Origin of the sequence: Pseudoalteromonas luteoviolacea, assembly GCF_018100925.1 — a bacterium.
In the GTDB taxonomy this organism is placed as follows: domain Bacteria; phylum Pseudomonadota; class Gammaproteobacteria; order Enterobacterales; family Alteromonadaceae; genus Pseudoalteromonas; species Pseudoalteromonas obscura.
The window spans coordinates 376492-394512 of sequence record NZ_JAGJEH010000008.1 but is presented as its reverse complement, the minus strand read 5'-3'; the positions used below and the strand labels follow the sequence as shown (position 1 = coordinate 394512).

Below are 18021 nucleotides of genomic sequence, written 5' to 3'. Positions count from 1 at the left end.
GAAAGCTATATATATTGATTATTGCTGCAACAATCGTACATTAAATTGAGCGGCGAAAATTATCAAGAATGATGCCTGTCGCCATAGCCACATTGAGAGACTCTGCTTGACCATATGCCGGAATAGTAATGGGTTGATTGATATACTGACCGGCTTTTTCTCGGATCCCATGAGACTCACTGCCCATAACGAGTAGTCCGCGCTCAGCAAATGGGGTTTGATGTACACTTTGTCCCTCAAGGTACGCCCCATATATAGGCCCGTTATAATGACTTAATAGTTGTTCTAGATCCGCTCTGATCACATCTACCCGTACAAACGATCCCATTGTTGCGCTGATCACTTTTGGGTTTAAATGGTCTGCACAGTCTTCACTAACCACCACTTGCTTTAACCCATACCAATCAGCAAGACGAATAATCGTGCCTAAGTTACCGGGGTCGGATACACCGTCAAGCGCTAATACGAAGCCACTTTTATCTATTTCTTTTTGATCAGCAATTGGTACAATCGCAATGGCCGCATTGTTACTCACTAACGTACTGACTTTGCTGAGTGACTGTTCATCACATTCGGTAACTTGGCAATGCCTCAAGGTATTTTCATGACTAAGAATAAATTGAGGTGTGGCAAAAATCTGTTGTACTTCCACCTTCGCTTGCAGTAATTCCAAGACATTCTTTTCGCCTTGAACTAAGTACAGACCATGTTGTTTACGGTATTTTTTTTGTGCAAGAGCGCGAATAAGTTTTTGTTGATTTTTAGACAGCATACACACCTCATTTGGTTAGGAAGCGAAGTATATACACAATATAGGACAAAGTGCAGCGGAATTGCTGCTTTCGGCGCTAAGGCGAACGACAAATATTAGCGATCCCCTAGTCAGTGCGCTTTGCACTCGCATTCAGTTGTGATTACAATAGCAACAAAATAAAAAGTGATGCGTATTGAAATCACTCCTATCTAACCCAATTTGAGACGCAGTTATGTCCGCAGAGCTTCATGTTATCCTGCTAAATATCGTTATTCTTGCAATAACCTATTTCATTATCTCACCCAAATATGCAGGTAACGACTTTAAAAAGGTGTCTACGCAAGATTTTATTGCTTCAATGCTTTCGCTCGCAATTGTAGGCTCGGAGTACTTTGCCACGGGGGTCGAATTTACCTTGTTCTTTTTTGAGGTAAATTGGGCTTGGTTTACATTGGTCAGTTTCACAATCATAGAGCTGCCTTTGTTTTATTGGTACGCAAAACACCACAATGTAAAGCTACCTTAATAAACTCAAGCACTAAAAAAGGCATCATAAAGATGCCTTGGGTTTAATTTACATTAACTTTGGGGGAACTGTTACATTTCTTTATTGTGCAGTATTTGCGCGACTACATCTTTAAAATCATGACACGGTTTAAGTGCTGTGATCACGCCATTACTATTTTTGACTAAATCAATTACATCAAAATAACCAACTGCTTTTTGTTGGCTATTTTGTACAAATAAATAAGTTAAACCATCCGCTTCAATCGTTGCTTTAATGTCTCCAACTTGGGCTTCAACAACCTGAGCAGTTGATATTTGACGCAGTGACGATATCGCGATCATCATATCCGCAACGCTTAAATCATTCCGAGTTAAGCCCATTGTCTGTGCCTTTTCAAGGACATTTCGGCTACCTAATAAAGCAGAAGAAATTAATCCGATTGGCTCGCCAGTTGTTGATATGACAAGTGCTGCGGCTTGATGTGTTTTGTTTAATACCAAAGCAGCTTCATCTAGGGTCGCATCTAGATCTATGTATATCGTTGGTAAAGGGCGAAGAAATTGCTCCGCAGGTAATTGCTCAAACGCTCGAGTATTGGCCGTAGCCACATTAACGGTATTGTTTGTTACAGCGCCTGTATTCACAGCCGCAGTTTTAAGTGCATGATAATAGCTCATGATCCACCTCACGATGATTAAGTTAAATTAATTATGGTGTTTTATAAGGGGATTATTGAACAGGGGGTGCGCGAATTCGCGTCGCACTTTGAGCAGAACCAAGGAAAGACCAAGAAGTTGAGCCAACAACATCTGTGGTACACAATGAACTTTTGACACTTGATAACGGCAAAGCTTCATCAAGATCCACATCTAAGTATTGCAAATCGAGATCTGCAATAAGCTCGACAATTTGCTGCCTTTCTTCAGCTGCATGCACGCCTGCCGCCGTTACACAAAGTAACGTCGCTAAGCTAACTGCAAACAATAACTGAAAGACACGCATGCTGTTTTTCACTCCTAGATGATCTATCAATTAGTGTATGGACTCACCTAGGTGTTTACAAGGGGTAACCCCTGATCCCATACCTAAGTTAATTGTAAGAGAGTGTGACATTCCCTCTCTAGGCCATGAATTTAAAGACTTTCTTTTGCAATGATAGAGATCAAAAAATCACGCACTAAAATGCAATTAACGATTATAATAGACTTCAACTGTTCCCAATTTAGAGCTTAACGATGCAAATTACAAAAGGGATGGAGTACTTTATAGCGGGCTTTTCCATGCTTGGCCAAAAAGGACTCAAACGCTTTGTTTTTATCCCGTTATTTATCAATATTCTGTTATTTGGCGGATCGCTGTTTTTTCTATTTGACTGGTTAACACAAGGGTTTGAATATCTAAATAACGCACTACCTACATGGCTTAGTTGGCTAGAATGGCTGCTATGGCCCCTAGCTATCTTAATTATTCTATTCAGTTACAGTATGGTATTTACTGTTATTACCAATTTTATTGCGGCGCCGTTTAATGGTTTGCTATCGGAAAAAGTAGAGCTCCATCTCACAGGCCAACCCATTAATGATGATGGTTTTACAGACCTACTAAAGGACGTTCCTCGGATGATGGGGCGGGAGTGGACTAAGTTATGCTATTACCTACCTAGGGCAATCATTTTCTTTTTAATGTTATGGATGCTGCCTATTATTGGACAAATCCTTTGGATCCTCTTTACCTGCTGGATGTACAACGTACAGTATAATGACTACCCGTTTGACAATCATAAGATCAGCTTTAGTCAAATGAAGCAAGATCTAAAAGGCAAGCAAGGCCTTTCATATGGGTTTGGTTTTGCGGTATTTGTACTCACAGCCATCCCATTTGTAAACCTGATCGTTATGCCTGCTGCTGTCTGTGGCGCCACTAAATTATGGGTAGAAAATTACCGAAGCAATTACCGATAACAACTCGTAAAAACGTCATATTTCATACCGATAATAGTTAAAAAAATCCATACTGGGACGTTATGAACATTTTAACTAAAGTCGTATTCACTATGGCACTGCTAGGCAGTGCCAGCGCCAGTGCTTCTGCACAACTTGGGCCAAGACCGTTTTATTTACTAGACCAAATGGCACCAAGTGCACTTAAATCCAAGCTCTCTCGGTGTGTAAACAGACCCTTTTTTAAATCTCAGTTTTCTATCGGACACCGTGGCGCGCCCACTCAATTCCCTGAACATACAAAAGAATCTTATATCGCAGCGGCACGAATGGGCGCCGGCGTATTGGAGTGTGATGTTACATTTACTAAGGATAAAGAGTTAGTTTGCCGCCATGCCCAATGTGATTTACATACCAGCACTGACATTTTACTACGCCCTGAATTGGCAGCTAAATGTAGTCAGCCTTTTACCCCAGCAGATCCCAACACTGGCACACCAGCAAGCGCGAAATGCTGTACGTCGGATTTAACGCTTGACGAGTTTATGCAGCTCAAAGGCAAAATGGATGGCGCAAACCCCGATGCGAGTACACCGCAAGAATATGTAAAAGGCACAGCCAACTGGCGCACTGATCTTTACTCTGCAACTGGCACATTGATGACCCATGCACAGAGTATCGAGTTATTTCAATCTCTACGAGTAAAAATGACGCCTGAGTTAAAGGCTCCTGCAGTTGCAATGCCGTATCAAGGGATGACACAACAAGATTACGCCCAAAAGATGGTTGATGAATATCGCGCCGCTCGAGTCTCTCCCCGTAAAGTTTTGCCACAATCTTTCAATATTGAAGATGTTCAGTATTGGCGCCACAATACTCGCTACGGTAAGCGTGGTGTGTATTTAGATGGTCGCTATTCCGACCCCAACTTCGACCCAAACAATGCACAAACTTGGCATCCAAACATGGATGAAATCAAAGCCAGTGGTGTTAATGTTATCGCCCCCCCTTTATGGGTGCTGTTAACACTCGATGAAGCAGGCAAGCTGGTACCTTCACGATACGCAATCGCAGCAAAAGCTGCCAATCTTGATATAATCACATGGACTCTTGAGCGCTCAGGGCTGATCTCTCAAGGTGGTGGATGGTACTATCAAGGGATCAATGATGCTATTAAAAACGAAGGCGATGTTTATACAGTGCTGGATGTATTGACTAAACAAGTTGGCGTTAAAGGGGTGTTTAGTGATTGGCCCGCTACAACGACATTTTACGCCAATTGTATGAACCTCTATTAATTTCAATCTTGTACGATGTGTTGTCAATACGACACATCGTACCTATTCAGTAGCACTTAAATATAAATACTTGGTCCACTTGTGCCTGGGCCGGTAATTGTGCTTGGTCCTGTTAAAGTGCCAGTGAACGGCCCAGTAGCAGGATCTGTTGGTCCAGTTTGGATAATTGTTGCCTTATCGGTCAAGTTGTATGCATCTGGGTGGGTCGTTGTATAAGTATCTGACGATACACTTACGTGTGCACCACCAATTTGCTTGGTCATCTTTGATGGGATAATCGCAGCATCTTGAGACAAGGTTTTTAGTTTACGTTTTTTAAGGTTTAACATCTCATACTCCTTATTAAAATCGCCTCACATACTACGAATCAATTTCAATCGAGCAACTTAAAAACCTGCGTAAAAACAAAACATTAGAGAGAATAATAAATTCACCCACTTTTTAAACCGTTGATATTATTTTAAAAACCAAAAAATTAGACTTTCCTATTAGAATCATAAGGTAAATACCACTCGGTATTTACCTTAATCTTGATTTTAAAGCGCGAGGGCTATAGCTCTATCGACTGAGCATGGTTCAAACGATTTTTCGGATCCAACAAACGTTTGACTTGCTGCAACCTTGGGTAGTTATCCTTGTAATACAGGTATTGCCAATTGGAAATATCGGTATCTGCATAGTTCACGTAACAGCCGTCCATAGTGCCATCTGGAGCAGGTCCCGTTTCACCATACATTTTCAGGTATAGGCCATTCATCCAGCCAATATGGTAAGGGTCTTGAGCAGGTTCAAACCAATAAGTTTGATATTGTAACTTCATTACAGAGCTTCGGTGCGAGACTGCCGTATCTGAAGAAGATAATGCATTAATTTGACCGCCGTAAGAGGAAATTTGTACCAAGCCTCCAGGGCTTAAATAGTCGCCATTTCGTAGCTCATTCCATAACGTACGTATCTGTGATTCAGGAAACGGTTTATTCATATAAGCTGATTTGTTTTTCCCTCTTGCACCGATTAACGGACCTGCCGCATATTGTGTTCCGTACCACCATGGTAAGCTGAAATAACTGCCTGGCGGTGTAGGCCTCGGCGGTGCATCTTCTTGACTTTGTAACCCCATATGGTCGGTCGTACGCAAGCCTATTTTTGCCTGCGCTAATTGAGATGCAGAGAAAACAGCATCCAAAAACTCATCAATTAAGCCCGGGTTGCCACTACTAAACAATTGCATACGTATATCGCCACTTCCTCCAACAGAGTTAGGTACAGACATGGATGAATGCAATGCATTGAAGCGGCTTTCTGGACCATTATTTTTAGTCCAGAATTCACCATAGTTTTTTAGTAAAGCTGCAAACTGAGCATAATCTAAACTCGCCCATGGGATCGATATTTCTTGTGCATGTATAAAGGCTGGCACATCTGGTAGATCTTTGAAAAAGTATTTTGTAACAATGCCAAAATTACCACCGCCACCACCTTGATGCGCCCATACGATTTCATCAGCCTGCGCCGATTGCCCTTTGAAATATTTGCGAGGATAAGTGGCCTGACCGCCCCATTCGTTAAACGCCACTAATTCAACACCGGCTAAATAGTCGCTCGACAATCCGAATTGTCTCGAGTGCACACCAAATCCACCACCGCAAACATGACCACCAATCCCCACACCAAAACACGAACCCGCTGGAATTATTTTACCAAACTCCTTAAATAAGGTTTTGTAGGTATGGCCTAAGTTAGCACCCGCTTCAACCACATAATAATCGCCATCCTTGTAAATTCGATCCATATTACTGATATCAATTACAACGCCATTATCATTGTCCACAAACCCCTCATAACAATGACCGCCCGCCCGCACTGTGATGCGCTTTCCTTGCGTGATCGCGTCTCTTGCCGCCATATAAACTTCATGAGCTGAACTACACGCGCCAATGTATGTTGGCTGACTTAAGAAGCGCATGTTGGAACCTAATAGCATTGAAATATAGCGCGGGTCATTGCCAAATACTTTGTGATACTGCCCGTACTCCCCCCGCGCATGAGCAGCCGAAGACTGCAAAGCTAACGGTGCAGCGCCGACAGCGCCACCCACAGCCAGTGACTTTTTCAAGAAACTACGTCGAGACGTTTGCTCTGTTGATTGTGAAACTAAGTTTTTTTCTTTGTTATCCATAATACTGTCCTTACATGTTATTGTTATTAGCCATACGGCGCTAAACCACTATCCTAATTCGGTGCGCTTGTTCGTATGACAGCTTCAATGTAGCAATAAAAAGGACAGGTTCTGTATATTAATTAGACTAAAGAACTAGAGAAAGAGTGCCTTAGTATATTTTACAAATCGATGTATCTTTAAATACAGAAATAGTAAGCACTTACATAAGATGTGTATCAAAATATTTCTTTACGAGGAAAGGAGGTCGGGATAAAAAAGGTTAAGTTTCGTTACTGACCGAAAATGCAGGCACATAAAACGATAGTGCACCTGCAAAATTTATTTAATCTGTATGAGCCTTTAAACTACTTTAGCTTCTACTAACAAATTCTTGTTTAATGCTTAAGCTGAACTGAGTAAATTTCGCAAGTTGGGCCTGTATTTCCACTCCAATGATGCGCTTGACCAGTAAAACCAAAGATTTTTATATTAGATTGTGCATGGTATGCGCTCAACAAACTGCTAAGTATAGATTCATAACCCGCGCTATTCTTGTTAATAAAGTAGCCATGTTTACAATAGTTGCCATTGATATTTAATTTGACGTAAACATCACCATTACCAAGTCTAGAATAAACGTTCAATTCTGTAATTTGCGTTCCTATCGATAACTCTGTACTTGATGCAAACGCCGATTGAATAGAAGCCCCAAGTAATAACACCAAAAACAATAACTTATTCAATTTTGTATCCTTAACTTATAAAGTAAAATCGAATTATATACGAGCTCCAAAAAAAACAAAACACCTTATGAATATAGTAATATTAAGAAATCAGCAAACCTCTTTCTAGAAAGTGCATGAATTGAAATCAAAGGAAGGAAATATAAAATTGGCTTATCAGGATAAACTGACAAACCAACTTTATAACTAGGAAAACATTAGAATATGATTATATTTTTATATCTATAAAGTTAATATGAGGTTCTGTTGATGCACAGCTTTTATTTTCTTGGAATTCAACTGCAACCTTTTTATTAGACGCCGCAGCCATCATAGCGACGGAAAACATAGATTTGTAATAATCATTCGATAAGTTAATTCTCGCATATCTACTACACCCTTCAAATAATACATACGCAACAGTAGGTCTAACTCTAATATTTTTAATCTCCACACTCGGATTAGCATTGTAAGCAAGGGCCGCTTCACTGCTTAGGAGTGTCAAACAAAGTGCGATTACCTTTTTCATTTTTTGTCCTTAAATATCGAATAAATTTTTATATATTATTGAGTTATCAAAATACGACGAGAGTGCTGTACTGCACAAAACACTCCCTATTTAGCGTCACAATTAGCCGCCTCCATCAAACGCTGATGGTATCGTTCAATCTCTAATTGCGCTGACTGAGTCAATTCATGTTTTCGCCCAATAGCTCTATTTAACTGGAAGCATGCATCTCCTACATTAGAGAGTGGATTCAAATTTATATCGGCCCCATTCTCTAATAACTTCCAAGCCATAAAAAACTTATATGAACCAAGGGCTCTTACAATAGGCGTGCCTCCAGAGTTATCAACATTGTTGACATCAAACCCTTTGCTCAGTGCTAGCAAAAATGCCTCGTTCGTATCTGAGCTAATGATTTTATAAACTGGTGTTCTGCCAAAGGCATCTCTTTGGTTAAAGTCAGCACCATGTTCAGCAGCAGGCCGTAAGTATTCAATCCCTATCCAGCTTGCAAGAAACGTAACATTGTTACCCCTTTCACCGAATGGAATATTAGGATCAGCCCCCGCTTCAAGTAGTCTTGTATAGGTGTTGATTTGCCTGCCTTTTAAAGCAAAGTATAAAGGGGTAAACCCCGTCTTCCCTTGGCAATTCACCTGGTGATTCGGCGTAGCAAGCAGCTTATTTAAGCGTTTCAAATTCCCATTTAATGCTGCTCGAGCGAGCTTTAAGCACAATTGGTCCGTATATTCTTGTTCCGGTAAAATACTATAAATGCCGCCCGTTACTGCATGACCGAGTTGTAAGCACCCGGTCTGCAGAAACATTAGCGCAACTATAACTAGTCGGAATAGTCGCAAGGTTTGCCCCCCATAGACGAACATGCCCCAACAACGCCGTGTGAGCTCAATGGTGTCAATGCAATTTGCTTACCATTGGCAGACGGCAAGAAGGGTAATAATTGCCCAATGTGCAGTAGGTCAGTGGTGTTGTAGTACGCTTTGATCTTGGACGGATCAACGGTCGACATATCCACCCCCTTGCGGGTCATGGTTCGATCATGTACACCCGCCGCGTTTATCGTGGTCGCTGGATTACCAGTAAACATTGACGCTGCGGCAGCAAGTCCTCCACCAAGCGAGTGCCCGGCAAACTCGACGTTATTACCGAGCTTGTCTACCACCACCTGTGCCAGATCCATTGCTTCATTGTATTGTGTGGTTTCAATACCAAATGCTTGAGTAATGTCTGCACCAACATCAGGTAGCAATTCCGCAGTGCCTCGGTAAACCAACAAGTATTTACCCTGATCATCTTTAAACAGAGCCGCATTCATACTGCTTTCCGTATTAAAGTCTTTCGGATCTAAGTCCATTGCTTGAAGTTCCTGATCTGAAAGGCGCTTGTAGTGGTCCGTCCCCTGACACTGGGCAAAGTCCTCATACACACAAGAAGCCGCCTCAATTTTTGGTAAATCAGCAATCGCACTCGGCGTTACTTTCAAAGAGAACTTCTTGTCAATCTCTTCAATTGCTTGCGTCATGCCTGTCGCATCCATGACTTTGCCCTGTAACCACTGTTTTGCCAAGCTCTTACTCAACCCACCTAAGAAGTTGGCCATCGCCGTTCCACCTCCTTTAATGGCGTTGTTCACACTGATCGCAAATTGCGCGTAGCCATAATAAGTATAAGCAGTCAACGCATAGCTAATCGCTGTTGCCACCGCAGCACTTACCGCTGAGCTAGCAGCAATAGCTTTAAGTGCGGTGATTGCCAACGTCACCCAAATATATCCACTCGGATCTGTTTTATTGAGAGGGTTATTAACTACGTATGAATAACGGTTAAGACTTTGAATATTTTCAGGAGCCTGAACCATAGGATCGGCTTGTAAGAATCGACCAAGAATTGGGTCGTAGATCCGTCCCCCCATATGAACAAGGCCTACCTCATCAATTTGCTCATGGCCAGTGAAGCCGCGCAGAGTGATCATACTGGTAAACTTGCTGGTATCACTGAAGTCCCGTGCCCAAGTTTTAGCATCTCGACGCGCACCAAACACATCAAAACTCATGACTTGAACCGAACGGCCATTGCTGTCTGCAATCACATGTGTCGACCCTAGGTGATCATCCAAGATATAGCGAGTGGTTGCTTGGTTATTGACGGTCGTTACCAACACCTTACCGGCAATATAGCGTTTGCTCACCCAAGCACTTGAACCTCCATATCGGATAAACTCAACTTTTCCGACATACCGAGTTTCCTGAGCAACAGGTATAAATTTGGTTATGTCTCCATTCAAAATCGGGATCAATGCACCTTTCTCACCACCAAACTCAAGGCGTCTAAAGCGTTTACCATTACCTGAGTATTCAAACTCAACCCAGTAATCCCCTTTCTCTATATAAGTTGGTTTATGGAAGGTGTTGTAACTTAGTACTCTGTCATTGTCTTTGACCATATTACCCGAAGCATCATATTGATACTTGTTCGCACGGGCTCCTGTGACCTCAGTGACTGCATGGGGTCTACTTGATTGGTAATGGTAGTTACCTACCCCAGTCTTGTAAGTTATGTTACCCAACTCATTGTAGCGGATATCAGTTGTCGCAACGCCGGATATCGTACTGCGTGTCACCCGGTTAAGTGTGTCATAGGCAAAAGTTTCTTTTTTGCCAATCGCTAAATCTTGTCGATAATTCAAATTCCCTAGGTTATCCCAGTCATATCGCAAGTTTTGCAAAGTGCCACTACCCGTTGTTGTCATACTCGTCAATAGACCAGTCTCAGCGTCAAAACCTTTGTTTCGTACAATGCGACTACCGAGTTGTTCTTTGGTTAGATTGCCAAACGCATCCACAGTAACAGCTCGCCAAACCACAGAATTGGTCTGACTGTCTTTCAAAGAGGCTAAGTGCTTATGAGCATTATATGTATAGATAACACTCTTTCCAGATGCGTCGATCTCCTTGGTCAGCTGGCCTGAGTTATTGTATTCCCACTTCTCCTTATAGGTATCGCCTTCAATCACCGTCTGCTTTTCACGACTGCGGCTAAATGCATCGTAGTAATAACGTTCAGTAAACCCAGACACCTTATCGTTAACTGTAAAAACTTGGCCTTTTGCATAGCTGCCACTGTCATAACTGGTGACCGTATGATGCTCTAAAGTAGTGCCTTTTTTACGTACAGATTCAGTAATACGACCCAATACATCATACTTATATGTCATCACATTGCCGTTGCTGTCCGTTTCTTTCGTCAACTGATGATACTTGTTATAAGTGTAGTTTATTGTACCTTTATCAGGATCAACCACGCGAGTTTTGTTGCCGTATTTATCATACGATATTTGAATTTGGTTCCCCTTTGGCCCTTTGAGGTTTCGAGACTTACCATTTTCATCATATTGATAATCGGCAGACTTGTTGTTTGCATCAGTGACTTTAACCAACAGTCCCATGGCATTTTTAACCTGAGTATTACGGCGTCCTAAGGGGTTAACGTTTGTCACCGCTTCACCGTTGTATTCGGTTTTCCAGACAGAACCGTCAGCCTTGGTAATTTTAATCACACGGTTTTGTTTATCGTATTGATAAACTGTCCAACGTATTGTGCCACCAGCAAAATATGGTAGAGACTCGCGATATTTACGACCCTTCGTATCATAAGTAAAGTCTGTGTATACATAAGTGCCACTTAGGGACACACTGCCTTTGCGAATTTCACGCCCATATTTATCAAAATAGACTCTGGAGTCAGGCGCCCCTTCTACGGTAGTTTCTTCGTAGTAGGTTGCGTTTGACGGACAGTGGTTTATCGATTTACACCAATACTGTACCTTACTCGTACTCAGTGCTTGACTGCCTGAGATACTGGTATTATTTGCCGGTGTAGATACTTCTCCCGTCACTCGTCCAAGTTGGTTATAAGTACTATAAGTGCGCTGACCATTGGCTGTTTGCACATAATACTTGCGACCCAAGCTGTCATATCCGATGGTACTTCTGTGACCCAAGCTATTGGATTCCCCCGTCAGATGACGGTTCGTGCTGTCATAGTATTTCGTCAATACCTTATTGGGTAAACCTGGGGACGATACAGTTTCTTTGGTGACCATACCATAGCTATTCAGCGTGTAGCTCGTGACCACGCCATTGTCTGCGGTTGTTTTGATCATTCGCCCTTTGCTGTCGTAGGCATAGTTTACCGTTTGCGTATTTTGATAATTACCTCGATTGCTGCCATTAAGGCGATTTAAATAACGCTTTGTCGCCTGCTTTTTCGTCAATCTACCACCGTATTTACTGTACGAGTAGGTATGTGTTTCAGACGTGTGCGCATAGCCATTTTTACTGTCAATAGTACTTTTTTTCGATACCGGGTTACCAAAGCTATCTATGGTTAATTGCTCGGTTTTTGTCGCAATAAGCGTCTGGCTACTGGTATCCGTATTATAGGTCTTTGTCACTGAGCGACTTGGATAAACCATATATGGATAAGTGGCGCTACCAGCTTTAAAGCCTGTATCTCTCTTATTACCATGAGTATTCGTGACTTCTGATTTCAATCGCCAAACACTGCTTGATGAGGCACTTTGGATACTTAACTCAGAGCGGCTCATGGCCGTTAACGGAGAAGCTATCAGCTCATCGACGGGAATTGTTCTTGGGATCTCACAGCGTTTGCCAGGCTCCCAGTTACAGTTACACATCTCAGGAATTTCATCGCACGGATCTATCGGTGGTGGGGGGGGATTTCCGCCTCCGCCTGAGCTTGTATCGCTACCAAATTTTACATATGTCTGCACTTTAGACACAGCGCCTCTATAATCCCCATCTTGGCGATATGTACTAACAACTTTAGTGCCTGCATTTCGACTCTCAATGACAACTTGTCTAAAGCCGAGCATGCCACGACCGACTTGTGCTTTAGCACCATAATATTTATAGGTAAATAAATCCTCTCCTTTACGTAATAAGCTAACAACACGAGCACCTTTCTTTATGTCTGTTACTCTGCCGTTACCCCAGTTTTTGTGCCTCGCATCATAGTCCGGTACATATACACTGCGATTATTAAGCGTAGAATAGGAGACTGATGTTTTAACACCAAATCCATCTGTCACCGAAGAGAGCAAAGTAGCTGGACTATCACTGTTTTGGTACAAGCCCATACGCCCAGAAAAGACTAATTTATCAGGCGTGCCGTCCCCAGTAACATCCATAAAAGTGGTGAAATCAAAATTTGATCCCTGTGATGTCAGTTTTCTCGCCGTAAAGCCACTGCCATTAAAGAAATAAAAGTGATCTCCGTGGTCTTCTCTATAGACCTCTGCTGTACCATCACCGTTGATATCAAATGTTTTTAAGGCTGCTTTGTTATACTTGAATAAGTAAACGGCACTGTTGAACCCATGTCCATTATTTATTCTGGCATACCAATTATCGCTGTTATTTCGATAGAGAATATCCGCCAGACCATCGCCATTTAGTTCGACAGCTTGAATATCCTTAATATTATATGTTGACGAAACAGTAACAAACTCTGCAAACGTATCACTGCCCTGCGACACAAGAATTTTCCAGCTATAGCTATGGCTGTAACCTTGTGGAGTAATAAGTCCACTTTGTTGCTGCATCAACTGCTGGGTTTCAATCGCTGGCGATTTGCTCATATCAACTGGGTTCAATTGCTTAGGCGAAACAGGTATCAAAGCCTGATTATCATCCGCTTGTTTTATTGATGCGCCCGCTTGCAGTTGTGGCTGTACAATTCTGGGATCTTCACATGCCCATGGACGATCGCACGGTGGGAAAGGATCATCATTGTAGGTAGACACTCTGACTTTGGCTAAAAAGTCTGCGCGGCCATCGCCATTAAAGTCCATCGCAGGAAACGTATTATCATCCTTGTCATAGGACATCATCGAAGCCGTTGAACCGCTTGGCGCATTTAAATTGAACTTGATTGGTTTAGCAGCACCGCTAGCTAGGCCCGTTTTAGTGCCTTTTTGGTAAGATAATTTATTGCCAACAAAATGTAGTAGTTCGGGATAACCATCGGCATCGATATCCAAAAATCGCGTATTTTCATCATTCGTCGGCTTACTAATGGAGGTTAAAGACGTAAATGAAAAGTTCATCGCAGATGTATGGCGCATCAACTTCCAATGCTGATTACTGCCAGATAAATAAAGAATGTCATCCTTACCATCTTTATCATAATCGACTATTTTCCATGTTCTGCGGAATGTCTTGTTGGCAAGATCATGAAACCGACGCTCATCGCCAAATCCGCGACCATTGTTTGGGATCATATATAAATGGTCTGATGAGCTACCTCTATCGTTGCGCACATAGGCAATATCAGTTAATCCATCACCATTGAAGTCCATAAACTGATGCGCTTTATAGCGGCTGTTTCTTGAGTAATCACGGCCAATATCTCGACCTAACCTCACAGAGCCCCTTGAATTCCAGTTGAATACAGTTGGTGACAAACATTTATTGTTACTTGAACATGCTTGCACTTTTTTCAGTACGCTTTCCGTTACACCGGTGCCAGCATAGCCATAAGTCAGATTATAACGGCGTAGCAACCGACCGGAATAATAAGACTCTATATTTTTAAGGCGTTTAGTCAGCGTGATCTTATTGTTTTTTAAATAGGCGAGTCTACGCTTATCGAGTCGATCTTCCCAGTTGAAGCGAACCTCATTGCGGGTTGCGCCACTGCCGTGACCTGAATACTTGATAGATGTGGGATAAAACTCAAGACTGCCGTTCACTTTGGTGTAGTTATAAGTATAGTAATTACCAGACGCATCTTCGACGCGCTTTAACGCCCAGGTATAACCTCGGTTATTACTGGCCTTGATTAACGCATCCTGTGCAGAGCCATGTTTACCATAAGTCAGTTTATTTCCCTGTGTATCGTATACAGTAAACGCATAAGGGCCTGTAACTGTGCTAGAAGTGTGCGCAATGATCTTTTGCCCAGTATTCTGCCTAGTTCGGTATTCTGAGTTGTTGCTGCCATAGGTGCGGCCTGATTTTACAATCAGACGCTGTCCATCTAGACAAAAGCGATCATTCTGATCTAGATTCACGGATCCAGCAACACCATCTGTCTCCATATTTTTTTCACATCGAGTGATGGCACTGAGCCCATCGATATTAAAACCGACCCCGACGTGACCATTGCGAGGGTTAGATGCGTAGCTCAGCGATACATTTGGTTTCAATCCGCCAGTCGCTTCGCCTAAGGTGATCGGAATATTGTAGGTAAACTCGCCTCCAGGCGAAACATTGCTTTGAGCAGGTAAAGAGCCGACATAATCATTGGTATTGATAGCATGACTCAATCCGGTTGATTGTGCGTAGTGCACTTTATCATTGCTCTTATCGACAATATCAGCACGAAAATCGTAGTTGAAGTCCCGCACTTCCATTTGCTGACCAAAGTCTCGGATATTAATCCCTATGCGATAAGGTTTAACCGTATTGCGTGACACCAACAACTCATGACCAAGGTCAGTCTGGATCAGTGCATCTGCTTGGCCATCTCCATCGAAGTCGCTGCGCAGTCGTTTGCCCACCACATCCATTTCGCTATGTTGTGCTGCGAACTCAGACTTTGAAATACCTTCTAGTTCGAATCCGTTCGCTGTTTGAACAATACGAACATATGGGTGAGACTCAAAAACCCGGATACTGACGGGCGCTTCATCAGCGGTTGTTACTTGTTTAACTGGTTGCTGATAATAAAGATTTCCGCTGCTATCTTGCCATACATTGTTAGTAGGAGTAACTGGACTGGCATGAACCCAGCAACTCAATAGCCCAAGAGGTAGGGCCAATAATCCTTGTTTCTTTAACATACAGAATTCACTTTTCTTGTTGTATATCTAAGCCATGAATAGGCATTGATCACAGAGCAAATAAAGTACTTCGTAACATAAAGAAGTAACTGCTAACTTAAGCTAAAAAGCCAAAGTTATACTCAAAATAAATTACACTTGGTTGCTCGTTGCGAGTAGTTCGTTAAGAAAAGTTATTCTACGACTTTGACTTCTACCGATTGCACAGCACAACCTGAAGATGCTTTATCAAATTGCAGACCAACAGGTAAATTTGCTGCGATGGCAGTTAACAACATAGATTGCATATTGCGGAAATTTGGGCTTTTTTGATCTAATACGGCTGCATTATCAGCATCAAGATTACAACTTAACGTCGCGTTCGTGCCCTCATGAAATTTAATTTTCACTGCATCGCTATCGGCGATAACCGAAGAAAAGACGACATTGGATACGCCTTCACAACTGTATTTATTACAGCTAGCAAGTGCAGAAGAAGAACCAAAAAGAAGGGCGATAGTGAACATAGTACAAGCAGTTTTCATAATTTTATCCTTTATTATGTTTTTATATTGTTGAGTTTTCACTCAAACACTATCATAAAGACGTAATTTTGCGTATAAAAAATACAAAAAATGCGTAAAATTTGTTACTCAGCATTAAACAAGTCAAACAACAAAAGTTAATATAAATTAGTTGTTTTAAATTTTTGGGCGCTTGCCCGGACTAGAGTTGAACATTCTCAACTGTATACAATCGTAAAACATGGCTGTGAGCTCGTCATTTTCAGCCTCTTGATTCACTTTTTAAAAATAAATGCCTTCATATAATAAAGTGCGCAATGAAAATAAAAAATTCCTCAATTTAAAACTAATATATTTACAGCTCTTATATAGAAGTAAAAATCATGCCGTCTCAATCTGCTGAATATATTCTGAAACATAAATATGACTGTGCCTAGATGATAAAAGGTCACGTTTGATGCTGATTTCGAAGTGATTTTTATAACATTCAGACTCTTACGTAATGAAAATTAATGGGATAGCAAATTAACAAGAAAGTGAGTTACTTAAAGACGATGGGCGTTTACCTTCAAAACTGCGACATCAGTAATGATGGCGATAAACAACAAGACACAGGCATTTACATCCATGTAATTACGCCAAATAAAAATTAACTATACAAATTCTGAGGGACTTTTAAGACCTGAATATGCACAGTAACTTCTTCGCGATCATGGTATAGGTGCTTCGCTTGCAATTTGTAACCGACATTATAATGTGCAAGTTCATCTTCAATCAGCTGCAAACATTCATACACGCTATCAAAACGCTTTTTCATTGGCAGTTTCAGGTTGAATATGAGTTCCCTGGCAAAACCATTGACTATCCAGTCGATCATCAGTTGTGTCACTTTACTTGGCTTTTCGACCATATCACATACCAGCCAATCTATATTGCGCTTTTCAGGGCGGTATTTAAAACCATCTTCCCTAAAGTGCTTAACCTGGCCACTTTCCATCAGCTTGTCATTCATTGGACCGTTATCAATGGCTGCCACAAACATACCTCGCCTGACCAGTTGGTAAGTCCAGCCGCCAGGGCAAGCCCCTAGATCAACCCCTCTCATACCTGGGCGAGCGCGCTCTTCCGCCTGCTCTTTGGTCAAGAATACGTTAAATGCTTCATCTAATTTTAAGGTCGAGCGGCTTGGCCCATCAGCCGGCATTTTTAGCCTAGGGATCCCCATAAAAAACGGTGAGTTATTGTCACTAAATGAGTACCCTACGTATGCAGTATCATTGGCTAAAAACAAAATATGCAGAACAGGCTTTTGCGGCTTTACACCGCGCGTCAACTTATTTTGCTTCTCAAGCGATTTGGCTAATGGCGTCGAGATTTTTTTGCAAAATTTGGATAGCTCTTTGCCTTCATTGGTGTCAGGAGTTTCTACTCGCAAGTCGCCACACAGCGGGAAATCTGTCACGCACTGTTTTATTTCGCCTACGCGATCTTCCAATGGCATATTCGTCAGCAAAGTTCCCGTGAACCACTGCCTAGCAAAAACAAGACTTTTGAAGTCGATTTGTTTAACCAACCGCTCCGCATCTTCTCTTGCGTAACATTCAAACGTCACAAATCCAGTATTTGGTTTAGCTTTTACATAACCAGCAACACCTTGCTGCATAGCGTGATGGTTAATTTCGGCAGCTGCATCACTTTCAAAACCACTACGGCAATAAATTACTACACTCGACATTGTTTCA

14 protein-coding genes are annotated in these 18021 nt (G+C 41.9%); 3 read left to right on the top strand and 11 right to left on the bottom strand.

The annotated features are described in order from the left end of the window. Window positions 1–40: 40 nt before the first annotated feature. Window positions 41–772, bottom strand: a complete 732-nt coding sequence (locus J8M00_RS19175; RefSeq protein WP_211012099.1) for a TrmH family RNA methyltransferase — start codon at window positions 770–772, stop codon at window positions 41–43. A gap of 214 nt (window positions 773–986) precedes the next feature. Here J8M00_RS19175 and J8M00_RS19170 point away from each other — a divergent pair, with 214 nt between their 5' ends. Continuing rightward, a complete protein-coding gene (locus J8M00_RS19170; protein WP_211012098.1) occupies window positions 987–1280 on the top strand; it encodes a hypothetical protein in 294 nt (97 codons plus the stop codon). A 71-nt stretch (window positions 1281–1351) separates the two neighbouring features. Here J8M00_RS19170 and J8M00_RS19165 read toward each other — a convergent pair whose 3' ends face one another. Together J8M00_RS19165 and J8M00_RS19160 are read right to left on the bottom strand one after the other, a co-directional pair. Further along, window positions 1352–1939, bottom strand: coding sequence for a hypothetical protein (locus J8M00_RS19165; protein WP_211012097.1), 588 nt, complete (start codon window positions 1937–1939; stop codon window positions 1352–1354). 52 nt (window positions 1940–1991) lie between these two features. Beyond that, window positions 1992–2264, bottom strand: a complete 273-nt coding sequence (locus J8M00_RS19160) for a hypothetical protein (RefSeq protein WP_211012096.1) — start codon at window positions 2262–2264, stop codon at window positions 1992–1994. Between the two features lie 233 nt (window positions 2265–2497). Between J8M00_RS19160 and cysZ the strand changes: the two genes are divergently transcribed. After that, window positions 2498–3223: a sulfate transporter CysZ gene (cysZ, locus tag J8M00_RS19155; RefSeq protein ID WP_211012095.1), complete on the top strand. Its 726-nt coding sequence runs from the start codon at window positions 2498–2500 to the stop codon at window positions 3221–3223. A gap of 92 nt (window positions 3224–3315) precedes the next feature. Beyond that, window positions 3316–4500 carry a glycerophosphodiester phosphodiesterase family protein gene (locus J8M00_RS19150; RefSeq protein ID WP_247687475.1) on the top strand — a complete coding sequence of 395 codons (1185 nt, stop codon included), beginning with the start codon at window positions 3316–3318 and terminating at the stop codon, window positions 4498–4500. Between the two features lie 56 nt (window positions 4501–4556). Here the strand turns inward: J8M00_RS19150 and J8M00_RS19145 are convergent, their stop codons facing one another. The 8 genes from J8M00_RS19145 to rlmM form a co-directional block, all read right to left on the bottom strand. After that, window positions 4557–4829, bottom strand: a complete 273-nt coding sequence (locus J8M00_RS19145) for a hypothetical protein (RefSeq protein ID WP_211012093.1) — start codon at window positions 4827–4829, stop codon at window positions 4557–4559. Between the two features lie 221 nt (window positions 4830–5050). Further along, the gene (locus J8M00_RS19140; protein WP_211012092.1) at window positions 5051–6679 is read right to left on the bottom strand and encodes an FAD-binding protein; all 1629 of its coding nucleotides are present in this window, start codon (window positions 6677–6679) and stop codon (window positions 5051–5053) included. 377 nt (window positions 6680–7056) lie between these two features. After that, entirely contained in the window at window positions 7057–7404 is a 348-nt protein-coding gene (locus J8M00_RS19135; RefSeq protein WP_211012091.1) for a hypothetical protein, read from the bottom strand. 208 nt (window positions 7405–7612) lie between these two features. Beyond that, window positions 7613–7912, bottom strand: a complete 300-nt coding sequence (locus J8M00_RS19130) for a hypothetical protein (RefSeq protein ID WP_211012090.1) — start codon at window positions 7910–7912, stop codon at window positions 7613–7615. Between the two features lie 86 nt (window positions 7913–7998). Next, the gene (locus J8M00_RS19125; RefSeq protein ID WP_211012089.1) at window positions 7999–8718 is read right to left on the bottom strand and encodes an ankyrin repeat domain-containing protein; all 720 of its coding nucleotides are present in this window, start codon (window positions 8716–8718) and stop codon (window positions 7999–8001) included. Window positions 8719–8732: 14 nt separating this feature from the next. Further along, window positions 8733–15776: an FG-GAP-like repeat-containing protein gene (locus tag J8M00_RS19120; protein ID WP_211012088.1), complete on the bottom strand. Its 7044-nt coding sequence runs from the start codon at window positions 15774–15776 to the stop codon at window positions 8733–8735. A 173-nt stretch (window positions 15777–15949) separates the two neighbouring features. After that, entirely contained in the window at window positions 15950–16300 is a 351-nt protein-coding gene (locus tag J8M00_RS19115) for a hypothetical protein (RefSeq protein ID WP_211012087.1), read from the bottom strand. Window positions 16301–16928: 628 nt separating this feature from the next. After that, window positions 16929–18014: a 23S rRNA (cytidine(2498)-2'-O)-methyltransferase RlmM gene (gene rlmM / locus J8M00_RS19110; protein ID WP_211012086.1), complete on the bottom strand. Its 1086-nt coding sequence runs from the start codon at window positions 18012–18014 to the stop codon at window positions 16929–16931. Window positions 18015–18021 lie beyond the last annotated feature (7 nt).